This is a genomic window from Rhizobium sp. BK456, assembly GCF_014194045.1.
In the GTDB taxonomy this organism is placed as follows: domain Bacteria; phylum Pseudomonadota; class Alphaproteobacteria; order Rhizobiales; family Rhizobiaceae; genus Rhizobium; species Rhizobium redzepovicii.
Genome location: NZ_JACIAO010000005.1, coordinates 459,030 through 477,983 on the forward strand (window position 1 = coordinate 459,030; position 18,954 = coordinate 477,983).

An 18,954-nucleotide genomic window follows, 5' to 3' on the forward strand; every position below is an offset into this window, starting at 1 on the left:
GCATCAAAACGAAGAGCTAAAGCGCGGCAGGTTTCCAGCCGATCCTTGTTCCGCGCCATCTCTCATATCCCGAGACCGGCGATCCTGGGAACGAGCCACAACATTGACGCCGTGCCGATCGCGTAGGCGCCGAGCCGGCGGGTCGGCGCCAGCGGCAAGGCGACCAGAGCGGCTCCGATCCTGAACAGGACCAGGATCGCCGCAACGAAGATGAGCTGCCCCGCCTCAACGCCCAGATTGAACGTCAAGAGGCTCAGCGGCACGTCCGATTGCGGCAGGCCGGTTTCCTTCAATGCGCCGGCGAAGCCGAAGCCGTGCAGCAGTCCGAACGCGAAGGCCACGAGCCAGGGATAGCTCTCGGACAGCCGCCTCCCGCCCGGTTCCGTCTTGACCAGTTCGCGCGCCACAAACGCAATGCTGAGCGCGATCGTGGCTTCCACCGGCCTTTGGGGCAGGCTGAAATATCCAAGCGACGCTCCAGCCAGTGTGATGCTGTGGGCGATCGTAAACGCCGTGATGGTCTTGAGCAGCATCCAGCGGTTTCGGATTAGCAGGATGAGCGCAAGCACGAAGAGCAGGTGATCGAGGCCGGAGAGAATGTGGTCGACGCCGAACAGGAAGTAGGTTCGCGCCACTTCGATGCTCGTCTGCGTGCCGGCCGCCACGAAGCGCGGCCGATCGGGCAGGAGGCGCGCAAGCTCGGTATCTCCACTGGCATATTCAATGCGCACCAGCGCTTCGGTCAGCGTCGACTTGAGGCCGTCGATGTTGATCTCGCCGCCTTTCAGGCCACCCGCGCACGCGACGTTCCAGCGCTCGAAATAGGCGCCCTGCTCGATCGACCGAACCGGCTCGGAATTCTCCGCGCAGGCGGCCGGCAGCCGCGCATGAAGCCCGAGGCGCATCTCGCCTTGCGCCGGCACCTTCCAGACGACGGCGAACGTGCCGGTGGCGGTTTCGCGCATGTCGAGATAGGCCGGGCGGACCTCGTGCGCCCGGGCTGCCGCAGCAAGCAGCACAGCAAGCAGGAATGCGAATATTCTGCCGATCGGCTTCACCGGCCGGTCTCTTTGCCGACGAGGCTCTCGATCGTCACCGTATAACCCTTGAGAAGCTTCGCAAATTGCTGGTCTTCGAGTTCGCTGCGCCTGGCGTTCGTCCACTCCCGCGCGACGGCGTCACGCACTTCGCCGAGCGAGGGCGTACGGTCAGGCACACGCTCCGTCACCCGCACGAGGTGCAGTCCGAAACCGGACACGACCGGCCCGATCCATTGATCGACGGGTGCCTGGTCGAGCGCCTTGGCGAAATCGGCCCCAAAGGTCTGCGTGATCGAAGCGCTGTCGGAGAGCGCAGCCTCGGGCGGCAGCAGCGTGGCGTCGCCGAGCAGCGAGCGGTTCGCCTCCGGATCGGACAGCAGAATCTGGAGGATGGAGCCGGCCTCCTCTTTGGCCCGGCCGCCGTGCCGCTGCGGGCTCAGGAACACCTGCTCGAAGGCCAGCATGCCCTTGATCCTGAACGCGTCGGCGTTGCTGGTGAGATAGGCTTCGAGTTCCGCGTCGGTCGGCTCCAGCGCCTCGGCGTCCGCCGTGTTCAGGAACTCCATCTTCTGGCGAAGGCGCCGCCTGACCACCGCATCGTCCCTGTCGAGCCCGAGGGCGAGCGCCTGACGGACGAGGACTTCCTCCTTCACATAATCGTCGATCAGCCCCTTGAGCTCCGCCGCGCTCGGCGGACGCTGCCAGGTCTTGGTGAATAAGGTCGCCATCTGCTCGATCTTCGGCGCGGTAACGGCGATGCGTTCCTGCCTTTCGCCGGCGCCGACCAGCGCGTAGCCGGCGAAGATCGCGAGCGCGAGCGCCAGAAAATGCACGAGGGGTTCTTTGAGAACGCGCTTCAGCACCGGTTTCTCGTCGTGTCAGGGCGTATACCAGATCGGCGAGGTATAGGCGCGTTCGGTCACGGTCATCGATGTGCCCTCCAGCGGCTTGTTGCCAAACCGCTTGGCGTCATAAGCAGTCCATCGCGGCGTCGGGATCTCGATAACGCGCCCGTAATAGAAGGCCTTCAGCGTCGGATCGAAGTCCGGGTCCGTCCAGACGGCGATCAGTTCAGGAGCGCCGATCGTATTGGTCCAGGTGGCGTTCCCGATGTCGACCGTGCTGCCGACCGACGGCAGTTTTCCATCGGCGCCGGGCTTGCGGTCGCCGGCCCAGGCGACATCGTAAATCTGTTCATGGGTGTCGCCTTTGTCGTCCAACCACCCCTTGACGATCTGATAGCGATCGAGATTGGCCCCGATCGGATCCTTCAGCGCCGCGACGAGGAATGTCGGCACCTTGCCGTCAGGCGCCTTGGTCAGGTCGCCGCCCATCGGCACGCCCTTGTCGTAGCCGATCGCGCCGGGATTGCGGGTCTCGGCGTCGGCCGGCGCGAAATCCCAGCCGCCGAAGAAGCGCACCATCATGCGCGATCCCGTTGTGCCATAGGTCTCCTTGCGCTGCATCGCGTCCCAAATGGATTCACGCGTATTCTCCGTCGCCCAGACGGCGGCGTAACCTGACGCGCCGACCTCCCAGTCCATCACCGTGATCCCGGTCTTGTCGTCCTTGACGAAGGTCGCGGTCAGGCGCTCGGGGCTTGGCTCCTGCGGCGTCGTCTTGCCGAAGAAGTTTTCCTCTTCCATGGCCGCGAGGCCGGTATGGGCATCCGAACTGCCGACGAGGCCGAACTTGTAGGGGTTGGTGCCGAGCTGGGCTTCCAGCTTCAGGCCGTTGCGAAGGGCCGAGCGGGTATATTCGAACTCAAGCATGTCAGGCGTCTTTTTCACACTCGCGTCAAGATTGCCGAAATCCCAGATTTCGAAATCGGCGAACTCGTCATTCGGAGACAGCGCCGGATGGGCTTCCCCCGTCCCCTTCGTCTGGGTCGTCTCGTAGAGCCGTTCCCACCTTGCGCGCTCCTCCACATAGTCCTTGTCCACCGGCTTGTTGGTGAAGGATTCGATCAACGGAAACATGCGGCCGTTGGACAGGTTGCCATTATGTGCGATGGCCAGCACGTTGCCGCCGGTCTTGTCCTCATAGGCCTGCATCCACTTCCACAGGTCGCGGGGATTGTCGCTGCCGAGCGGCTTCAGCGTCGTGTAGGGCAGCACCTGCTCGGCCTTGTCGGCATTGTCGCGGAAAATGACATTGCGGTGCAGGTTGTTGCCTGCCGTGTTCGATGTCCACTCATAGCCGATGAAGGCCGTAAAACGGCCCGGATCATTATATTCCTCCGCCGCCTTGATCGTGTCCTGCCAGGCGTTCTTGTAGGGACGCGTTTCCGGCCCGTAGATCATCGACTGCGGCAACGTGCCCTTGCCGAAGGCGAAGATGATCTCCAGCGCAGCCTTGCCGCCTTGCCCGTTCTTGATTTCCTCGTACCAGGTCTTGGCCTGCGGATCGGCGATCACCTCCGGCTTGCCGGCGAAGAGGTCCGTGAACATCCCCATATTGTCCGAGTGGTCGGCGACCACCAGGAAATCGAGCGGACGGGACAGCTTTGCCGGCTGACCGCTCGAGGCCATGACCTCCTCTCCACGTGCGAAGCGGTAGGCGTCGCGCGGCGTCAACCGTGCGCCGAATGCGCCGGCGTCGAACGAAGCACCCGTGTGCAGGTGCGTATCGCCAAACAGCGGCCGAGTGGGGAAGTTGCGCCCGGCATAGGGCGAGTAGACCGGCTTGCCGGCGAACGCCTTGTCGGCCTTCTCAGGCGTCAGCGTGCCGATATCGCCGCCCTCTGCCGAATAGCCTGCCGGAGCAATGAACGACGCCGCAAGCGAAGCCGCTGCAATAGCCATGAAACGGGACTTCATCATATTTTCCTCCCCCGGAATTATGTAAAAGCCAAACATTTCTACGATTACATGGACTGGCGAGCCCTCTCGTGTCCTTGATACAAATCAAAGCTGGAACTCGGGCCTGTTGCCGTCGCAACGGCGCCAACCGTGCCCTTTGGTTGCCGGCCTCACCTGCTTCCTTCCAGCTATATTGTTAAGAAGCCGGGGGATAAGCTAGACGACAATTTTGATTAGAAAATTTTACCTGATGACACCGACTAATCCGCGGGAGGAATGCTATCCCTGCGAACATCGTTCCGATCCGATGTGCGTGTCTGCGATGACGCCGGCCACAGCCGGCGCCAGCGGAATGTGCGATCTGTCCCGCGAACGCTCCCAAGCCTATTTCACCCCTCCCAACCGATTGGCACTGAGCGCCGTTGCCATCTTTCCGGCCTCTGCCTATTGTCCGCAAGCATGTCGCGCGCGGTAGCGCCCATAAGACGGATGTGACGACGATGACGAAATCCCGGCTCATACCCCTGTCGATCGGCCTGCTGCTGGCGCTGCAGATGCCTCAGCTTGGCCATGCCGGCCCGGCCGAGGATGCGCTGGCGGCGCGCAACCCCGCGCTTGCGGCGCTGCGCCAGCATGACGAAAAGGCCTTTGCCGCAGCCACTGCGATCATCGCAGAACACGAAAGCGCCAAGGGGCTGACACCCGGTCAAGGCAAACTCCCGGACGCGACCTCGCCCGGCCGCGACATGGGCTCAGGCCCCGGGAAGGAATTCACGGTCGATAATCCGGATATTCTCTGGCTCTATAATTCCTCGCCCGAAGGGATGAGCGACCTGATCTCGATTTTGAAATCAGCCGGGCAGAAACCCAAGAACTAAACGCAGGTCCAAAGTCGAAAAGACGAGATCCGGCGGCTGATATTGCCGACCCAGAGTCTTTCGCACGTCTTTTCCGGGACGGTTTCTTCGCGGCTTCAAATAATTTGTAACCCTCCCTCAAGCAAGACAGGCAAAGCCATCCCAATTTCGCCGGTCGGTGCTATTCTCATCTTCAACACAGTGTGAGATTGTTCGAAGAGGAGGTTTTCCCATGTCGCACCGCAAAGCCATCCTAGCCGCAGCCACCTTCCTCTCGTTCTTTGCGGTGGTTCCCGCCGTCGAGGCGCAGAACGAACGCACACTGACCGAGGCGCCGGCACAGACCGGCCCTGTCAGCATCACCTTCGATCGCGCCGAGGCCAAATACGCCATCGGCGAAGTCGTCGGCCTGTTCATCCAGTCGACTGAGAACAGCTATGTCACGGTACTGAACGTCTCGCCGAACGGTTCCGTCATCAAGCTTTTCCCGAACAAATATCAGACCGATGCCCTCGTCGGCCCCGGCAAGCGCGTGCAGGTGCCGGATCCGGCCAGTGGCGCCCGGCTGCAGGTCTCCGGCCCCGTGGGTCAGGAGCAGATCAAGGTCTTCTATTCCTCCAAGCCGCTGACCATCTTCGCCGATCTCGGCGGCAGCGGCAGCGGCATGTTCCGCTCGGTCGACGGCGGCATGGATGCCGTGTCCCGCAGCCTGGAAGAGGCCCGCAGCCTCGGCACCAAGATCAGCAGCAAGACGCTGATGCTGACGACGGTCGACAGTCCGGCGGCGCTGCCGCCCGTGGCCGCCCCGCCCGTCGCAGCCGCCCCCGCAGCAAAACCGGTCGAACAGGCAGCCAAGCCGCCGAAACCGGCAGCCGCTCCGAAGCCGAAACCGGTGATCAAACAGGAAGCCGCCAAGAAGCCGGAAACGGTCGACAAACCGAAGGCAGCGCCAAAACCGGTCGCGCCGAAGCCTGTGGAGCAGGCCGCACAACAGCCGCCGAAGAAATACAAGATCGTCACCAATCTGGCGCCCGGCCAGGAGCTTGCCGCCGACGAGCTGCAGTTGATCGGCCCCGCCGACACCACCTCGTCCACCCGGCCAACGCAGTATAAGCAGCCAGCCCAGACGTCCCAGACGAAAATGCCGAAGCTGCCGATGCCGCAGCTGAAGATGCCGCAATTCAAACTTCCCGGCGGCTTCAGCATCAAGATGCCGCAGCTCAACCTCGGCCGCTCGGCCGAACCCAGCCAGGCCGGCGAGGATATCGAAGTGGCGAATGCCGATACACCTGCCTGCACCGCCCTTCTCGACAAGCTGAACACCGCCGTCGCCGCCAAGGATATCAATGCCGCCGCCTCCGAGGCCGATGCGATCGCCGTCAGCGCCGAATGCGGCCAGTTCCAGGTCAATGCCCAGCGCCGCGTTGCAGCCCTCAGGCTCGCCGCCGCCCAGGAGATGATGGCCGCCAACCAGCCGGTCGCCGATTACGAGCCGCTGCTGGTCGCCGCCGACAGTCCGCAGGTGCTCTGGCAGGCCTCCGCCACGCTCGGCGAGATCTATTTCTCCGCCCGCCGCTTTGCCGATGCCGCCGCCGATTACCAGCAGGCAATCGAGATCATCAAAAACGAGACCCGCACCCCCAAGGCGCCGCCGGCCGACACGATCTCCGACCTCATCCAGCGTGCCGCCCAGGCCCGCATCCTGGCCGCCAACCCGACGAGCGACAACCCTGAAGGCAGCTTCGTGCCGGCCGAGAAGGATCACCGCAGCGGCGTGCTCGGCGGCATCTATTCCGAAAATGTCCGCGGCATCGTGCCGGTGTCCATTCCCGTGCCGATCACCTTCGACTTCGACAAGTCGAGCTTCACCTCGATCGGCACCGAGGCCGCCGAGGAATTGCTGGAGGCGCTGAAGGAGCAGAAGCCCGGCCGCATCATCCTGATCGGCCACACCGACCGGCGCGGCGGCGACGACTATAATCAGAAGCTCTCCGAACGCCGCGCCCAGGCGGTGGCCGATTTCCTGAAGAGCCACGGCATCGATGCCTCGATCGACGCCGAAGGCCGGGGCGCCTCCGAGCCGGTGGATGTGACGGCAACGGCAAACCTCACCGAAGACGATGTCGACGCGCTGAACCGCCGCGTCGAATGGCGCCGCGAATAGCTGGGGCGAGGGGAGTTTGGCCATGTCCGCATCCGTTTCCATGGCCGCCGCATTCGCCCTCCTCAGTCTGGCGGCGACAGAGACCCTGGCAAAAACCATCGAGGCGCCGGAGCGCGGCGCCGTCCGGGCAGTCCTGATCGGCATAGACCTTTACCGCAACGTTCCGCCGCTGCACGGCGCAGTCGCCGATGCCGAGGACCTTTCCCTTTCCCTGCGTTCGGTCGGCGTCGAGGACATGACGCTGTTGAAAAACGGCGAGGCCGACCGCCAAGGCATCTTCCATGCGATCGAAGCCGTGACGGAACGGGCAGGGACCGGCGATCTTGTCGTTCTCGGCATCGCCGGTCACGGCTCGAGCGAGCCGGAGCGCGTCAAGGGCTCGAAACCGAGCGGCCGCGACGAGGTCTATGTGCTCGCCGGCTTCGATACCCGCCTGCCCGGATCGCGCGAGCGCATCTTCGGCGACGAGTTCAAGGTGCTGATCCACAAACTGGAGGCCAAGGGCGCCGATGTCGTCTTCATCGCCGATACCTGCCATGCCGGCGGCATGACCCGCGATGTCGATCCGCGCGGCGCCGAGATCACTTGGCGCCAGGCGCCGTCCTATACGATCGAGGAGGACGACCTCGCGCCGATCTCGACGACGGCGGATGCGCTCTCCACCGGCTTCGATTTCAAGCGGCTGACCTTCCTCGCCGCCGTTGACGACAACACCAAATCGCCCGAAATCTCCATTCCCGGCATCCCGCAGAAACGCGGCGCGCTGAGTTATGCCACCGCCCGCGCCTTCGAAGGGGCGGCCGACCGCAACGGCGACGGCGCCGTCAGCCGCCGCGAACTCTTCGAATATGTGCGCCAGGCGGTCTATCAGTTCACCGACCAGCGGCAGAATATCTTCACCCAAAGCCCGCCCGGAACCGATCTCGACCGCGCCGTCGTCTATGATTACCAGGGGGCAGGGGCGCAGGCGGCGGCGGAAAAATCGAACGCTCCGCCGCCCGTCGAGCCCGCGCCGATCAGCATTGCCGCCCTTGGGGCCGAAGCGGTGCTGCAGGGCATCGAGCCGGCCGTCACGCCGTTCAAGCTGACGGATGGCGTCCATGCCGAACTGGTCTTCGATCCCGAAAAGCACGAGGCGATTGCCGGCGGCGATGTCGTCGCCTCCGGCATCGGCGCCGGCGACATGCCTTTCGTCGTCGACCGGATGGCCGCGCTCGACACGCTGAAGCGGCTGTCGGAGGTCAATCCGCAGACCGTGCGCGTCACGCCGTCCGACACCGTCCACCGCGAGGGCGAGCGCGTCGGCGTCACGGTCTCCGATCTAGCCGGCCGCAAGCTGATGCTCTTCGACGTCACCGGCGATGGAACCGTGCAGTTCCTCTATCCCGGCGAGAAAGATGCCGAGGCTGAGATGCCTGCGAATTTCGACCTCGATCTGTCGGTCGTCGCCCCCTTCGGCACCGATCTGCTCGTCGCCGTCACCTCCGAAACCCCGATGCCCGAACTCGTCGAATTCCTGAAGCAGAACGACAGGCGCCGCACCGCCGGCAATATCGCCAGGCGGCTCGGCGATGTCCTGCCCGAGGGCGCCCGCGTCGGATTTTCCGTCCTCTATACCTCCGCCGGAGCCAAGCTATGAGCGCGTCGATCAGCAGCATCCTCAACGTTGCGGCCGTCATGCTTCTGCTGGCCTCACCGGTCCTTGCGCAGCAGGATACCGATTTTGCCGGCGAGGATGGCGGCCGCGTCATCGGCGGCCAGGCGGCAAAGAAGGGCCAATGGCCCTGGCAGGTAAAAATTCTGGCGCCCGATCCCGAACAGCGCGGCCGCTTCGGCGGCCACTGCGGCGGCTCGCTGATTGCGCCGCGCTGGATCCTGACCGCCGCCCACTGCGTCACCAGCGGCCGCTCCGGCAAGCAGGATCTCTTCGCCCGCGATCTGCTGATCGTCGAGGGCAAGTCGAAGATCGACAAGGTCATCTCGGTCGACGGGCCGGATAAACCCGGCCTTGCCGTCGAAGACGTCGTCATTCACGAGGATTTCGATCGCAAGGTCTTTGCCAACGATATCGCCCTGATCAAACTTGCCGAACCCGCCGTCTCCAGGCCGGCGGTCCTCGCCTCGGCCTCCGATGACGAGGTGGAGGCGGCCGGCCATAAGGCTGTCGTCACCGGCTGGGGCTACACCAAGGCCGATCACGGCTGGGACGACAAATACCTGCCGACCGAGTTGCAGGAAGTCGAGCTGCCGATCGTCCCGCGCGAGGATTGCCGTGCCGCCTATCGCGACAGCTCGATGCGGATGAACCCGATCGACGAACGCAATGTCTGCGCCGGTTATGCCGAAGGCGGCAAGGATGCCTGCCAGGGCGACAGCGGCGGGCCGTTGGTGGCCCAGCGCCCGGACAAGAGCTGGATCCAGCTCGGCATCGTCAGCTGGGGTGCCGGCTGCGCCGAGGCCGAGCACTACGGCGTCTATACCCGCGTCGCCGCCTTCCGCGACTGGATCGCCGCTAAGACCGATGGCGACGTGCCGAATGTCGAAACGCCGGCCGCCGATCAGGTCGCCTCGACCACCACCGGTCCCGGGAGCAAGCTCAGACAATCCGGCCAGAAACTGGCGAACCTCGCCATCACCACCCCGCCCGCCGGCGATACCGCTCCTGCCGCCACGAGCGAAACGCCCGCCGACAATACCGCGCCGACCACCAAGCCTGCCACCGAAGAACCCGCTGTCCAGCCACCTGTTGCCGAGGCACCCGCTCTCCAGGCACCCGGCATCCAAGGCTCCCCCGGCGACCGCGTGCTGCTGATCGGCATCGACGATTACGAGATGCGCGAGGCAAAACTCACCGGCTCCGCCAGCGACGTCAAGGCGATGCAGCTCTTCCTGGTGAAGACGCTCGCCTACCGCCCGGAACAGATTCACACGCTGACCAATCGCAAGGCCACCCGCGAGGCGATCCTTGCCGAAATCGACGACTGGCTGGTGCGCCAGTCGACGCCTGGAAGCCGGGTCTTCCTCTATTTCAGCGGCCAGGGCTCGGAGGAAATGGGCGCCGAGGAAACAACCAGCCCGACACTTGTCGCAGCCGACGCCAAGCTGGTGCGCGAGGCCGGCAAGGTGACCGTCACCAACCAGATCCGCGAAACGGAAATCGCCGCACGGCTGAACAGCCTCAAGGACCGCCGCGTCACGCTGTTGATCGACGCCTGCCATGTCGGGCCCGGCAGCCGCAGCGCGGTGGCCGCCCCCTCCGGCTCCGTGCGCTGCCTCGGCCCGGCGCTGGCTGAGCTCGAACCGCCGAACAAATCCGGCAAGGAGGCGAAATTCTCCTTCGGCGGCGAAAACGCCATGGTCTGGTCGGCGGTCAACTCAGGCCAATGGGCGCTCGTCGACCGCGAGGCCAGGCCGCCCGTCGGCGTCTTCACCCGCCGCTTCATCGAAGGTGTGCAGGATGGCGTGGCGCGGGCCGCCGACAAGCCGAATGTCAGCAACGCCGCCCTGCTCGATTATGTAAGGCGCAAATCCGACGAATATTGCCGGACGCATGCGCAGGATTGCCGCTTCACGCCGGTGCCGCAATTTTATGGCCAGCCGGATGCGCTCGGCCGCGATGTCATCACCGGCGAGGAGGCGAAAACCCCGGTCGCCGCCGTCGAGAATACGCTGAAGACGGACAATGAGGCGGGCGTCGCCGTCGACGTGCTGCCCGGCACCTCGGTCGGCATCGGCGACAAGGTGGCGATGCGCGTCTCCACGAAGAAGTCCGGTTACCTGATCCTCGTCGATATCGACGCCTCCGGCAAGCTGACCCAGCTTTACCCGAACAAGCGCTCGATGGGGCTGAAACCGACCGCCAAGAGCGGCGACAACCGGCTCGATCCGGCCCGTCCGGTCGTCGTGCCGGATGCGCGCAATCCCTATACCGGCTTCGAATATGTGGTGGAGGGGCCGGCCGGCGTCGGCATGGTCGTCGCCATTCTCAGCGACAAGCCGATCGAAGTGCTCGACCTGCCGGATGTGCCGACGCCGCTCGTCGGCCAGCGCGCCGCCTTCAACTATGTCTACGATCTCGCCCGAACATTGAGGATCGTCGGCGACGACGAGAGCGGCGCCCAGGGCAAGTGGTCGTTCGATTCCAAATTCTACCGCATCCGCTGAAGAGGAGGGAACCCATGCCGAAATCCACTCTGCTGGCGGGTCTTGCCGCTTCGCTGCTGACGCTTGCCCCAGCCCATGCCGACGACTCCGGCGACGGCAAGGCGATGCTCGCCGCGCAGGCGGGGCTTGCCGCCGAACTGATCGACCGCACGCTGGCAAGGGAGGGGGCCGCCAATATCATGGTGTCGCCGGCAAGCCTTGCCGCAGCCCTCGGCCTTGCCAGCCTCGGCGCCTCCGCCGAAGGCAAGGCCGCAATCGCCAAGGGCCTCGGCTTCGGCAGCGAGGTGAAGGGGCCGGAAACGGTGCTTGCCGCCATGAGCCCGGAGAAGCCGGCAGCCGCGGATGCGCCTCTGGCGACGGCGGTTGCCATCGTCTTCGACGACAAGCTGGCGCTCGCCCCCGACGCGCTTTCCATGCTCGCCACCCACCGGATCAAACCCTCGATCGAAGATCTCGACGGACCGGCCTCGGTCGAGCATATCAATGGCTGGGTCAAGGAGACGACGCGGGGCGCCATTCCCGCCATCCTCGACGCGCCGCCCGGCGGCGGCTTCGTCAGCCTGGGCGCACTCTCCTTCAAGGCGCGCTGGAAGACCTCCTTCGAGAAAGAAAGCCCGGCAAGCCCCTTTCAGCGGCCGGACGGTTCGACGATTTCGGTGCCGATGATGCATCTTACAGGCGATGGGCAGAAATTCCGCTTCGACGAGAAATTCGCCGCCGTCGATCTTGCCTATGCGGGCGAAAGCTACAGCATGGTCGTGGTGGCGGCGCGCTCCGGCAAGGGGGTCGGCGGCGCCGACCTGAAGGCCTTGACCTCCTGGCTGCAGGGGGAAAAATTCGAACCTGCCAAGGGTGAAATCTTCCTTCCCCGCTTTTCCCTGAGCGACGGGCGTGATTTGATGCCGGTGCTCAATCAGATGGGCCTGGCGGCCGGGAAGGCCAAGGATGCGGCTTTCCCGGGTTTCACCAAGGAAAACATTCGCTTGTCGCGCGTTCTTCAGAAGACGATGATCAAGCTCGACGAAAACGGCACGGAGGCGGCGGCAGCCACGGCAGCAATCACCGAACGCAGCATCAATCCGAAACTCGTTCGCGTCGTCGCCGATGCCCGTTTTGCCTTCGCGCTCAGGGATACAAGAACCGGCCTGGTGCTCGCCGCAGGTCTGATCGGCGATCCGCTTCTGGCAGGCGAATAGAATGCGGTTTCATGGAATGCCAATGATTGCAGGGGGACATGTGCATGAGAAGTGATCTGATCGCCCGCTACACGATCGGCGAGCCGGTCTATGAGAACGAGTTCATCGTCTATCCCGCCCAGGACAAGCGGATGGACCATGCGGTCTTCATCGTCGCCCCCGATGTGGCGCTGAAATTGGACAAGGCGCGTTTCGAGCGGGTCTGGACCTCCATCAACGAGGCGAAGTCCCTGACCGCACGGCGCTTCGTCGAAATCGAGGATCTGATCCCGCCGTCGCCGGAAGATGACAATTTTTATATCGTCGAGAAGCGGCCGTCGAAAACGCTGCACCAGTATCTCGACGAAACCGAGATGGTGGCCTATGAGCGCGCCGCCGAAATCGGCCGCCACATCCTCGAGGGCCTGGCGACGCTGCACGGCGCCGGTTACGCTCACAACGCCCTGACGGACCAGTGCATCTATGTTTCCGAGGACTATTCCGGCCTGTCGGTCCGGATCGGCAATCTGCACCTGATCTCGAAGATCGGCGAGCACATCATCCCGCCCTATGTGCCGGAGTTCGGCGCGCCGGAGATCTATGCCAGCGGCACCTTCTCGGCCTCCGCGGCCCTCGACATCTATGCAATGGGCATGATCGCCTACAAGCTCTTCCTGCCGCGCCAGACCTATAACAGCGTCTTCGACAGCGTCATGGTCTGGGAAGACGAGCACCAGCGCGAGCAGAGCTGGAAGAACATCCATCTCGATCCCTCCAACATCTTTCCCCGGCTCGACGTGCTGATCCCCGGCTTTCCCGAGGGTCTTGCAAGCCTGATCGAAAGGATGCTGAGCCGCGACCCGGCCCAGCGCCCGCGCACCGGCGCCGATGCGCTCGGCGAATACACGAGGGTGACGACAGGCATTCAGCCGATGTCCTGGGATCCGCGCGGCGGCATGCCGCAGCAGCCGGAGGTGCCGAAGCCGAAAAAATGGACGCCTGTCAAAATTTCGATGATCGCAGCGCTGCTGTTGATCTGCATCGGTGTCGGCGTCGTCACGATCCCGAAACTGCTCCGCCCGGATCCGAAACTCGTCGCTGATGTCGGCACCTGGAAGAAGGAAGCCGAAAGCCGCAAACAGAAGGCGATCGCCGCCAAGGCGCCGGAACGCCCGGCCAGCGACCAGGCCAAGCTTTCCTACGACACCGGTGCGGCGGCGCTGACCTCCGCCGATGCGCTGCTCAAGGACGAAGACTATGAAAAGGCCCTTCCGGGCTATCAGTCTGCCGCCATCAATCTCGGCAATGCGCTGATCGCCATTTCGAAGGAGAATGCCGAGAAGGCGAAAGCGTCAGCCTCGGCTGCCGGCGGCGACAAGGCGCCGAGCTTCGCCGAGGCCGACGCCAAGCTGAAGGCTGCCGCCGAGAGTGCCGCCGCCAAGCAGATGCACGGCGCCATCGACAATTACGACGCCTCGAAAGCGGCTTTCGACGATCTCGCCAAGGCGCTGACCGCGCTGGCAGCGGTCGAAAAGAACGCGGCGGCAAAGCGCGAAACCGTCAATCGCATCGGCGCCGGCGATAGCCCCGACGTTGCCAAGGCGAGCGGCCTGATGACCGATGCCAAGGCCAAGGCCGAGCAATGGCAGATGCCGGCGGCGACCTCGGGCTATGGCGACGCCGCCAAACTTTTCGACGCCCTCATCGCCGACGTCATGGCGGCAAAGGACGAGGCGACGGCGCTGAAGCTGAAGGTCGCCGATCTCAACGCCTCGATCGCCACCCGCGCCGGCGCGGCCGATCCAACGCTTGCCGCACTCGCGCCGAAAATCGGCGAGGCCGATGGCCGCTATAGCGCGGAGGCCTATAAGCTCGCCGTCGTCGCGTACAAACCGATCCTTGCCGATCTCGAGGCGCTGTCGGCGCGCGGCTTCTGCCCGGTTTCGCCGACCCTTGCCTTCGAGCAAGTGCCGGCGGGAAGTTATTCGCTGGAGAATGTCCGGCTGATGACCGCCTCGATGAAGGAGCTCGGCGGCATGCTCGGCGTCGCCAATGGCGCCGTGAAGGTCGAAAAATCCTTCTGCATGCAGGCAAAGGCCGTCACCCGCGCCGAGATGGCGGCCTATTACACCGCCAACTCCGATCCCGCCTCGGCACAGGCCTATGCCGACAACCCCGAGCAGCCGGCTGACGACGTGCCGCTTGCCGTGGCGCAGAACTATACCGCCTGGCTGTCGAAACAGCTGAACGCCCCCGTTCACCTGCCGTCGGCAACCGAATGGATGGCCAGTGCGACAAAGATGGAAACGGAAAAACTGCCCGACAATGGCGACATCCTCCTGCAATGGAGCGCCACCCCCTGCGAAGCCGGCGGCAACGTCGCCTTCATGGCGCAGGAAGGGTCGACCTTTGTCGTCTGCTCCGACGCATCGGCCGGCGGCATCTTCCGGGTCACCGCCGAATTGCGGTGACTGAACCGACGGGTGGAGATCGAAAGGGAAGAAATCCCGCATGCCTCAATCGGTGCAACACGTGTCGACGCAGCGTTTGAAAATGAGGTTGCAGGGCGCCCTTTTTCCTCATTCGGCAGCCTCGCGCTCAAGCGGTACGCTTCACGAAATTTCAATTCCAACTTTCATAAAATGCGCGTATATAAAAAGTGGGGATTGCAGTATTCCCGCCTTGAGGGGTCGAGGATAATGTGCTGGAACACATCAGCAGCATTCACGCCGGTCGGTTTTGCTTTGCGAGGTCGGGCATCTCGCAAGATCGTATGGACGCTTGGAGACGCGGCGCGTCTCCTGATGAACGACTGGCCTTTCGATGACGGCGAAGAATATGTGGCTGCCGTGAAAGCCTGCGTCGACGCCATCAGCGGCAAAATTGCCCCGGAACAATTCCGCGAAGCGCTTCTGCGCGCGGCCGAAGAGGCCGGTATCGCCGCTCTCTGTCTGGTACCGCAGGGCGTGGCAGCGCGACGACCGGACCTGCCGTCGAAGGCGCAAAGATAGCCCCGATTGGGACCTCACGTTTGCGCCAGCAGCCGACATCCAAGGATGGATTCATCACCGCTGTCGCCGTGCCCGTAGGGCGGATGAGGGGGCCACACGGCACGACTTTCATGATCTCCAGCGATTTTAGCGACACCAAGGCCATATCCCTTACTGATCGGCCGGGGCTTCGCGGATCTGCATGATCTTGTCGATCAAGCCCCATTCCAATGCTTCTTGCGACGTCATGAAGCGGTCGCGGTCCATGGCGCGTTCAAAATCCTCATAGGAGCGCCCGCAATGTTCGGCGTAAAGCCGCGTCATACGCTGCTTTGTTTTCAGGATTTCCTCGGCGTGAATTTGCATATCGGTCGCCTGCCCCTGAAAGCCGCCTGATGGCTGGTGGATCAGGATGCTTGCATTTGGCAGGGCGGCCCGCTCGCCCGGCTCGCCCGCCATCAGGAGAAACGATCCCATGGAGCGAGCCGTGCCCATGCAGAGCGTGTGAACCGGCGCGCGGATGTAGCGCATGGTGTCGTACATGGCGAGGCCGCTGGTCACGACGCCGCCCGGCGAATTGATATAGAGGTAGATCGGCTTTTTGGGGTTTTCTGCTTCCAGAAACAGGAGCTGTGCGCAGACGAGGGCCGAAACGGTGTCGTTCACCTCGCCATTGAGGAAGACAATCCGCTCGCGCAGAAGCCGGGAATAAATATCGAATGATCGTTCTCCCCGGCTGGACTGTTCTACGACCATAGGGACGAGCTGCATCGCTTCGCGCATCGGCGACCTCCACTTCCAGATTTTTAGGGTGAGGCTCGCCGCGTCAGGCGGCGAGCATGAGGGGCGGACTGTTGCTGTTCGCCGGCGCTCTTGTCATTCCATCGAGTCTTGCATCCGTCAGTACGTGGACGATCCGAAGGCAGGTTCCGCCCGTGGCATTCGGGGTGATCGTGAACGTCACGGTGCTTTCAAGGAATGGTGGGCTGTCGTCGCGCAGCTTGTAGCGGACTTCTTGGCCGGGGGTGACGGCGATCGCATCGGAATCGGCCAATGCCTCCTTTGGCAACCACCGTTCCCGAAATTCGGGAATACTGAGCGCGCGCCAGACCTTGTGCGGCGGATCGCCCAAGTCAAATTCCAGCTCGACGCCGCTATCCTGCTCCTCGATCTTTTGTTCGTTCATTGATCCATGTCCTTCAGCAAGACCTTAAGAGCTGCGATGCGGTCGGGCCAATAGGCGCGATACTTCGCCAGCCATTGAGCGATCAGAGCCAGCCCCTCCGGATCGACTTCGTAGTTCACGAAACGCCCCTGCCGTTGTTCCCTCACGAGCTTTGCACTCCGCAGAACCGCAAGGTGTTGCGACATTGCCGGCTGGCTGATCTCCATGCCGTTGCGCAAGGCGCTGGCGTTCATGCTCCCTGCCGCCAGCTTCTCAAAGATCGCGCGGCGGGTCGGGTCTGCCAAAGCCCGAAAAAAGTCATTCTCGATCATGCTGACACATAAGCATACACTTATCTGATTTGCAAGCTTCTTTTCGTGGCGGCTTTCTGGTGTCGCTGCGAAGATAGCTCGTCAGTCGAGGGGCAAACCCGCCTTGGACATCACGTTTGCGCCCACAGCGGACGTCAGTTCATAAGCGACGTATGTCCGAGTTGGGGCCGAAGGAGACTGGCCGCGTCTGGAGAGCTAGCCAGAAATGCAGGCTTAGCGCAGTGCAGTTCGGGTCTCCCCGGTGCCATTTCGCGAACAGAACTGGGCACTTCCGCCGAAGCCCCGCTCGACCCCCATCACCAGACATTCAAGAACCGTCTGCTTTCCGTGGTACAGATTTCCGTGTCGTCCACCTCGACGCCGCCAGTCACAAAGAAGGCTGCCGAGTCAATGGAGGTAGAGACCGCTTGGACATTACCTCTTGCGGCTTGTTGACTCACCCGCAGTTGAACAATAACTTGCTAATTTGGTCGTTGGGCTTGTCCTCACATGACGGATCAATTTCTTCAGCGTCGTCTCGCTGCCATCGTCGTTGCCGATGTGGTGGGATATTCACGCCTGATGGAGGCTGATGAAGTCGCAACGCTGGCGAACCTCAGGGAACTCCGTTCTGGCGTTATCGAGCCGGCTGTGACGCGCCACAACGGTCGCATCTTCAAGGTCATGGGCGACGGCTTCCTGATCGAATTCGGCAGCGCGGTGGACGCGGTCGAAGCAGCGCTGGAAATGCAGCGGGCCATCACGACTGTCGGGGCTTCCGGAGATCGACGACTACTTTTACGTGTAGGCGTCAATCTGGGAGATGTCATTGACGATGGTTCAGACGTCCTCGGCGACGGGGTAAATGTCGCGGCGCGCTTGGAGACGCAGGCCGCGCCGGGAGGTATCTGCATTTCAGCCGGCGTTCACGACGAGATCGTCGGCAAGATCGGCGACCGGTTCTTCGACGCAGGCGAACGCTACCTGAAGAACCTGACTCGCCCCGTCCACGTGTGGCATTGGCCGGATGCGCTGGAAAGCATATTGCCGCTGCCCGACTGTCCGTCGATCGCTGTATTGCCGTTCACGAACATGAGTGGGAATGAAGCCGACGCGCCTTTCGTCGACGGCTTGACTGAAGACCTGATCACCGACCTTTCCCGTACGGCCGGCCTGTTCGTCATCGCGCGCAATTCCGTCTACGGCTACAAGGGCAAGCCGGTCAACGTCAAGCTGGTCGCCCAAGAACTCGGCGTCCGCTACGTCCTGGAGGGGAGCGCCAGACGCGCAATGGGCCGTGTCCGCATCAACGCCCAACTGGTCGACACGGCTGACGGCGGGCACTTGTGGGCCGAGAGGTTCGACAGGACGGTGGAAGATGTTTTCGAATTGCAGGATGAAGTCAACGCCAAGATTGTCGAAGCCCTCGTCGGCCGGCTGACCATCCCGACGCCGCGCAATCGGCCGAAGAACTTTGAGGCCTACGACCTGTGTGTGCGCGCCCGCCTCCTGACGGAAGAGTCGCCGCAAACCGAGCGTGAGGCCTATATGCTGCTCCAGCGCGCGGTCAAGCTCGAGCCATCCTATGCCGAGGCGCTCGGTCTGCTCGCCTATAACCGTTGGCTTGCCTGGACTCATTTCGGCGAGCCCGAAGATCCTAACCGTGAGATGGCGACGACATCGGCGCAGAAGGCGGTCGAGCTGGATCCAAACGATGCCGGCTGCCGTTACGTTCTGGGGACCATTCTGGCCTATGAGCGGCGATGGGTGGAATCGGAGGCCGCCTTCGCAAAGGCCCTGGAGCTGGACCCCAACCACGCCGACACCTGGGCCGCCATGTCTGATATCTCAGTGCTGGACGGCAGGGTTGCCGACGGACTGGCGCAGATCGAAAAAGCTCTGCGGCTCAATCCCTACCCACCCTGCTGGTATCTTTGCCATCTTGGGCAGGCGCAATACGCCGCGCGTGACTATGAGGCGGCAACCGCTACGCTCCGCAGGAAAGACACGTATCGTACCAACTCACGCAAATTCCTGGCTGCTGCGCTTGCGCAGTTGGGCCACGGTGAGGAGGCGCGGCGAGAAGCAGAATTGTTCCTGATCGCCCACCCTCATTTCACGATCGGCCATTGGCTCAGCTCCCAGCCGCTGCGCGATGCATCTGTACGAGACCACTTTGTCGACGGCTTCCGAAAGGCCGGCCTGCCTGAGTGATGCGGGACGTCTCTCAGCCCTCGGATTTTGTGGAGCCTACGGAAGCTGTGGGACGACTGCCTGCGATGGAATG

Annotated in this window: 14 protein-coding genes; 8 read left to right on the forward strand and 6 right to left on the reverse strand. The window is 63.3% G+C overall.

The genetic code is table 11. The features are described from left to right. Positions 1-62: 62 nt before the first annotated feature. From FHX03_RS17530 to FHX03_RS17540, 3 genes are read right to left on the reverse strand one after another with little or no spacing between them, the layout of a single operon-like run. Positions 63-1,058 (reverse strand): HupE/UreJ family protein, encoded by a 996-nt coding sequence (locus FHX03_RS17530; protein WP_312865340.1) that lies wholly within the window; start codon positions 1,056-1,058, stop codon positions 63-65. Next, positions 1,055-1,903 (reverse strand): peptidyl-prolyl cis-trans isomerase, encoded by an 849-nt coding sequence (locus FHX03_RS17535; RefSeq protein WP_097625701.1) that lies wholly within the window; start codon positions 1,901-1,903, stop codon positions 1,055-1,057. The genes FHX03_RS17530 and FHX03_RS17535 overlap by 4 nt, the downstream gene beginning before the upstream one ends. A 15-nt stretch (positions 1,904-1,918) precedes the next feature. Beyond that, positions 1,919-3,844, reverse strand: coding sequence for a DUF3604 domain-containing protein (locus FHX03_RS17540; protein WP_375166336.1), 1,926 nt, complete (start codon positions 3,842-3,844; stop codon positions 1,919-1,921). A gap of 497 nt (positions 3,845-4,341) precedes the next feature. Here FHX03_RS17540 and FHX03_RS17545 point away from each other — a divergent pair, with 497 nt between their 5' ends. The 7 genes from FHX03_RS17545 (at position 4,342) to FHX03_RS17575 (ending at position 15,212) form a co-directional block, all read left to right on the forward strand. After that, on the forward strand, positions 4,342-4,719 hold the full coding sequence (locus FHX03_RS17545) for a hypothetical protein (protein WP_097625702.1): 378 nt from the start codon (positions 4,342-4,344) through the stop codon (positions 4,717-4,719). Positions 4,720-4,930: 211 nt separating this feature from the next. Next, on the forward strand, positions 4,931-6,862 hold the full coding sequence (locus FHX03_RS17550; RefSeq protein WP_183854750.1) for a DUF4384 domain-containing protein: 1,932 nt from the start codon (positions 4,931-4,933) through the stop codon (positions 6,860-6,862). 22 nt (positions 6,863-6,884) lie between these two features. After that, positions 6,885-8,501 carry a caspase family protein gene (locus FHX03_RS17555; protein ID WP_183854751.1) on the forward strand — a complete coding sequence of 539 codons (1,617 nt, stop codon included), beginning with the start codon at positions 6,885-6,887 and terminating at the stop codon, positions 8,499-8,501. Continuing rightward, the gene (locus FHX03_RS17560; RefSeq protein WP_183777823.1) at positions 8,498-11,026 is read left to right on the forward strand and encodes a trypsin-like serine protease; all 2,529 of its coding nucleotides are present in this window, start codon (positions 8,498-8,500) and stop codon (positions 11,024-11,026) included. Before FHX03_RS17555 ends, FHX03_RS17560 begins: the two co-directional genes overlap by 4 nt. Before the next feature lie 14 nt (positions 11,027-11,040). Beyond that, positions 11,041-12,222, forward strand: a complete 1,182-nt coding sequence (locus FHX03_RS17565) for a serpin family protein (protein WP_183854753.1) — start codon at positions 11,041-11,043, stop codon at positions 12,220-12,222. A 44-nt stretch (positions 12,223-12,266) separates the two neighbouring features. Then, positions 12,267-14,672 carry a protein kinase domain-containing protein gene (locus FHX03_RS17570; protein ID WP_183854755.1) on the forward strand — a complete coding sequence of 802 codons (2,406 nt, stop codon included), beginning with the start codon at positions 12,267-12,269 and terminating at the stop codon, positions 14,670-14,672. A 228-nt stretch (positions 14,673-14,900) separates the two neighbouring features. Further along, positions 14,901-15,212 carry a DUF982 domain-containing protein gene (locus FHX03_RS17575; RefSeq protein WP_097625707.1) on the forward strand — a complete coding sequence of 104 codons (312 nt, stop codon included), beginning with the start codon at positions 14,901-14,903 and terminating at the stop codon, positions 15,210-15,212. A 150-nt stretch (positions 15,213-15,362) separates the two neighbouring features. Here the strand turns inward: FHX03_RS17575 and FHX03_RS17580 are convergent, their stop codons facing one another. Genes FHX03_RS17580 through FHX03_RS17590 form a run of 3 tightly spaced genes read right to left on the reverse strand, consistent with a single transcriptional unit; the run spans position 15,363 to position 16,688 of the window. Then, on the reverse strand, positions 15,363-15,974 hold the full coding sequence (locus tag FHX03_RS17580; RefSeq protein ID WP_088940766.1) for an ATP-dependent Clp protease proteolytic subunit: 612 nt from the start codon (positions 15,972-15,974) through the stop codon (positions 15,363-15,365). A gap of 43 nt (positions 15,975-16,017) precedes the next feature. After that, a complete protein-coding gene (locus FHX03_RS17585; RefSeq protein ID WP_131710754.1) occupies positions 16,018-16,377 on the reverse strand; it encodes an SRPBCC domain-containing protein in 360 nt (119 codons plus the stop codon). After that, positions 16,374-16,688 carry an ArsR/SmtB family transcription factor gene (locus tag FHX03_RS17590; protein WP_012555415.1) on the reverse strand — a complete coding sequence of 105 codons (315 nt, stop codon included), beginning with the start codon at positions 16,686-16,688 and terminating at the stop codon, positions 16,374-16,376. Before FHX03_RS17590 ends, FHX03_RS17585 begins: the two co-directional genes overlap by 4 nt. Before the next feature lie 489 nt (positions 16,689-17,177). Here FHX03_RS17590 and FHX03_RS17595 point away from each other — a divergent pair, with 489 nt between their 5' ends. Then, complete coding sequence (locus tag FHX03_RS17595) at positions 17,178-18,881, forward strand: adenylate/guanylate cyclase domain-containing protein (RefSeq protein WP_183854757.1); 1,704 nt, start codon at positions 17,178-17,180, stop codon at positions 18,879-18,881. The last annotated feature ends 73 nt before the right edge of the window (positions 18,882-18,954 follow it).

What these genes read in the sequence shown, in the direction of transcription:
- FHX03_RS17540 (WP_375166336.1), bottom strand. Translation starts at nt 3,844, where the DNA reads ATGGCTATTGCAGCGGCTTCGCTTGCGGCGTCGTTCATTGCTCCGGCA.
- FHX03_RS17545 (WP_097625702.1), top strand. Translation starts at nt 4,342, where the DNA reads ATGACGAAATCCCGGCTCATACCCCTGTCGATCGGCCTGCTGCTGGCG.
- FHX03_RS17550 (WP_183854750.1), top strand. Translation starts at nt 4,931, where the DNA reads ATGTCGCACCGCAAAGCCATCCTAGCCGCAGCCACCTTCCTCTCGTTC.
- FHX03_RS17555 (WP_183854751.1), top strand. Translation starts at nt 6,885, where the DNA reads ATGTCCGCATCCGTTTCCATGGCCGCCGCATTCGCCCTCCTCAGTCTG.
- FHX03_RS17560 (WP_183777823.1), top strand. Translation starts at nt 8,498, where the DNA reads ATGAGCGCGTCGATCAGCAGCATCCTCAACGTTGCGGCCGTCATGCTT.
- FHX03_RS17565 (WP_183854753.1), top strand. Translation starts at nt 11,041, where the DNA reads ATGCCGAAATCCACTCTGCTGGCGGGTCTTGCCGCTTCGCTGCTGACG.
- FHX03_RS17570 (WP_183854755.1), top strand. Translation starts at nt 12,267, where the DNA reads ATGAGAAGTGATCTGATCGCCCGCTACACGATCGGCGAGCCGGTCTAT.
- FHX03_RS17575 (WP_097625707.1), top strand. Translation starts at nt 14,901, where the DNA reads ATGTGCTGGAACACATCAGCAGCATTCACGCCGGTCGGTTTTGCTTTG.
- FHX03_RS17580 (WP_088940766.1), bottom strand. Translation starts at nt 15,974, where the DNA reads ATGCGCGAAGCGATGCAGCTCGTCCCTATGGTCGTAGAACAGTCCAGC.
- FHX03_RS17585 (WP_131710754.1), bottom strand. Translation starts at nt 16,377, where the DNA reads ATGAACGAACAAAAGATCGAGGAGCAGGATAGCGGCGTCGAGCTGGAA.
- FHX03_RS17590 (WP_012555415.1), bottom strand. Translation starts at nt 16,688, where the DNA reads ATGATCGAGAATGACTTTTTTCGGGCTTTGGCAGACCCGACCCGCCGC.
- FHX03_RS17595 (WP_183854757.1), top strand. Translation starts at nt 17,178, where the DNA reads ATGACGGATCAATTTCTTCAGCGTCGTCTCGCTGCCATCGTCGTTGCC.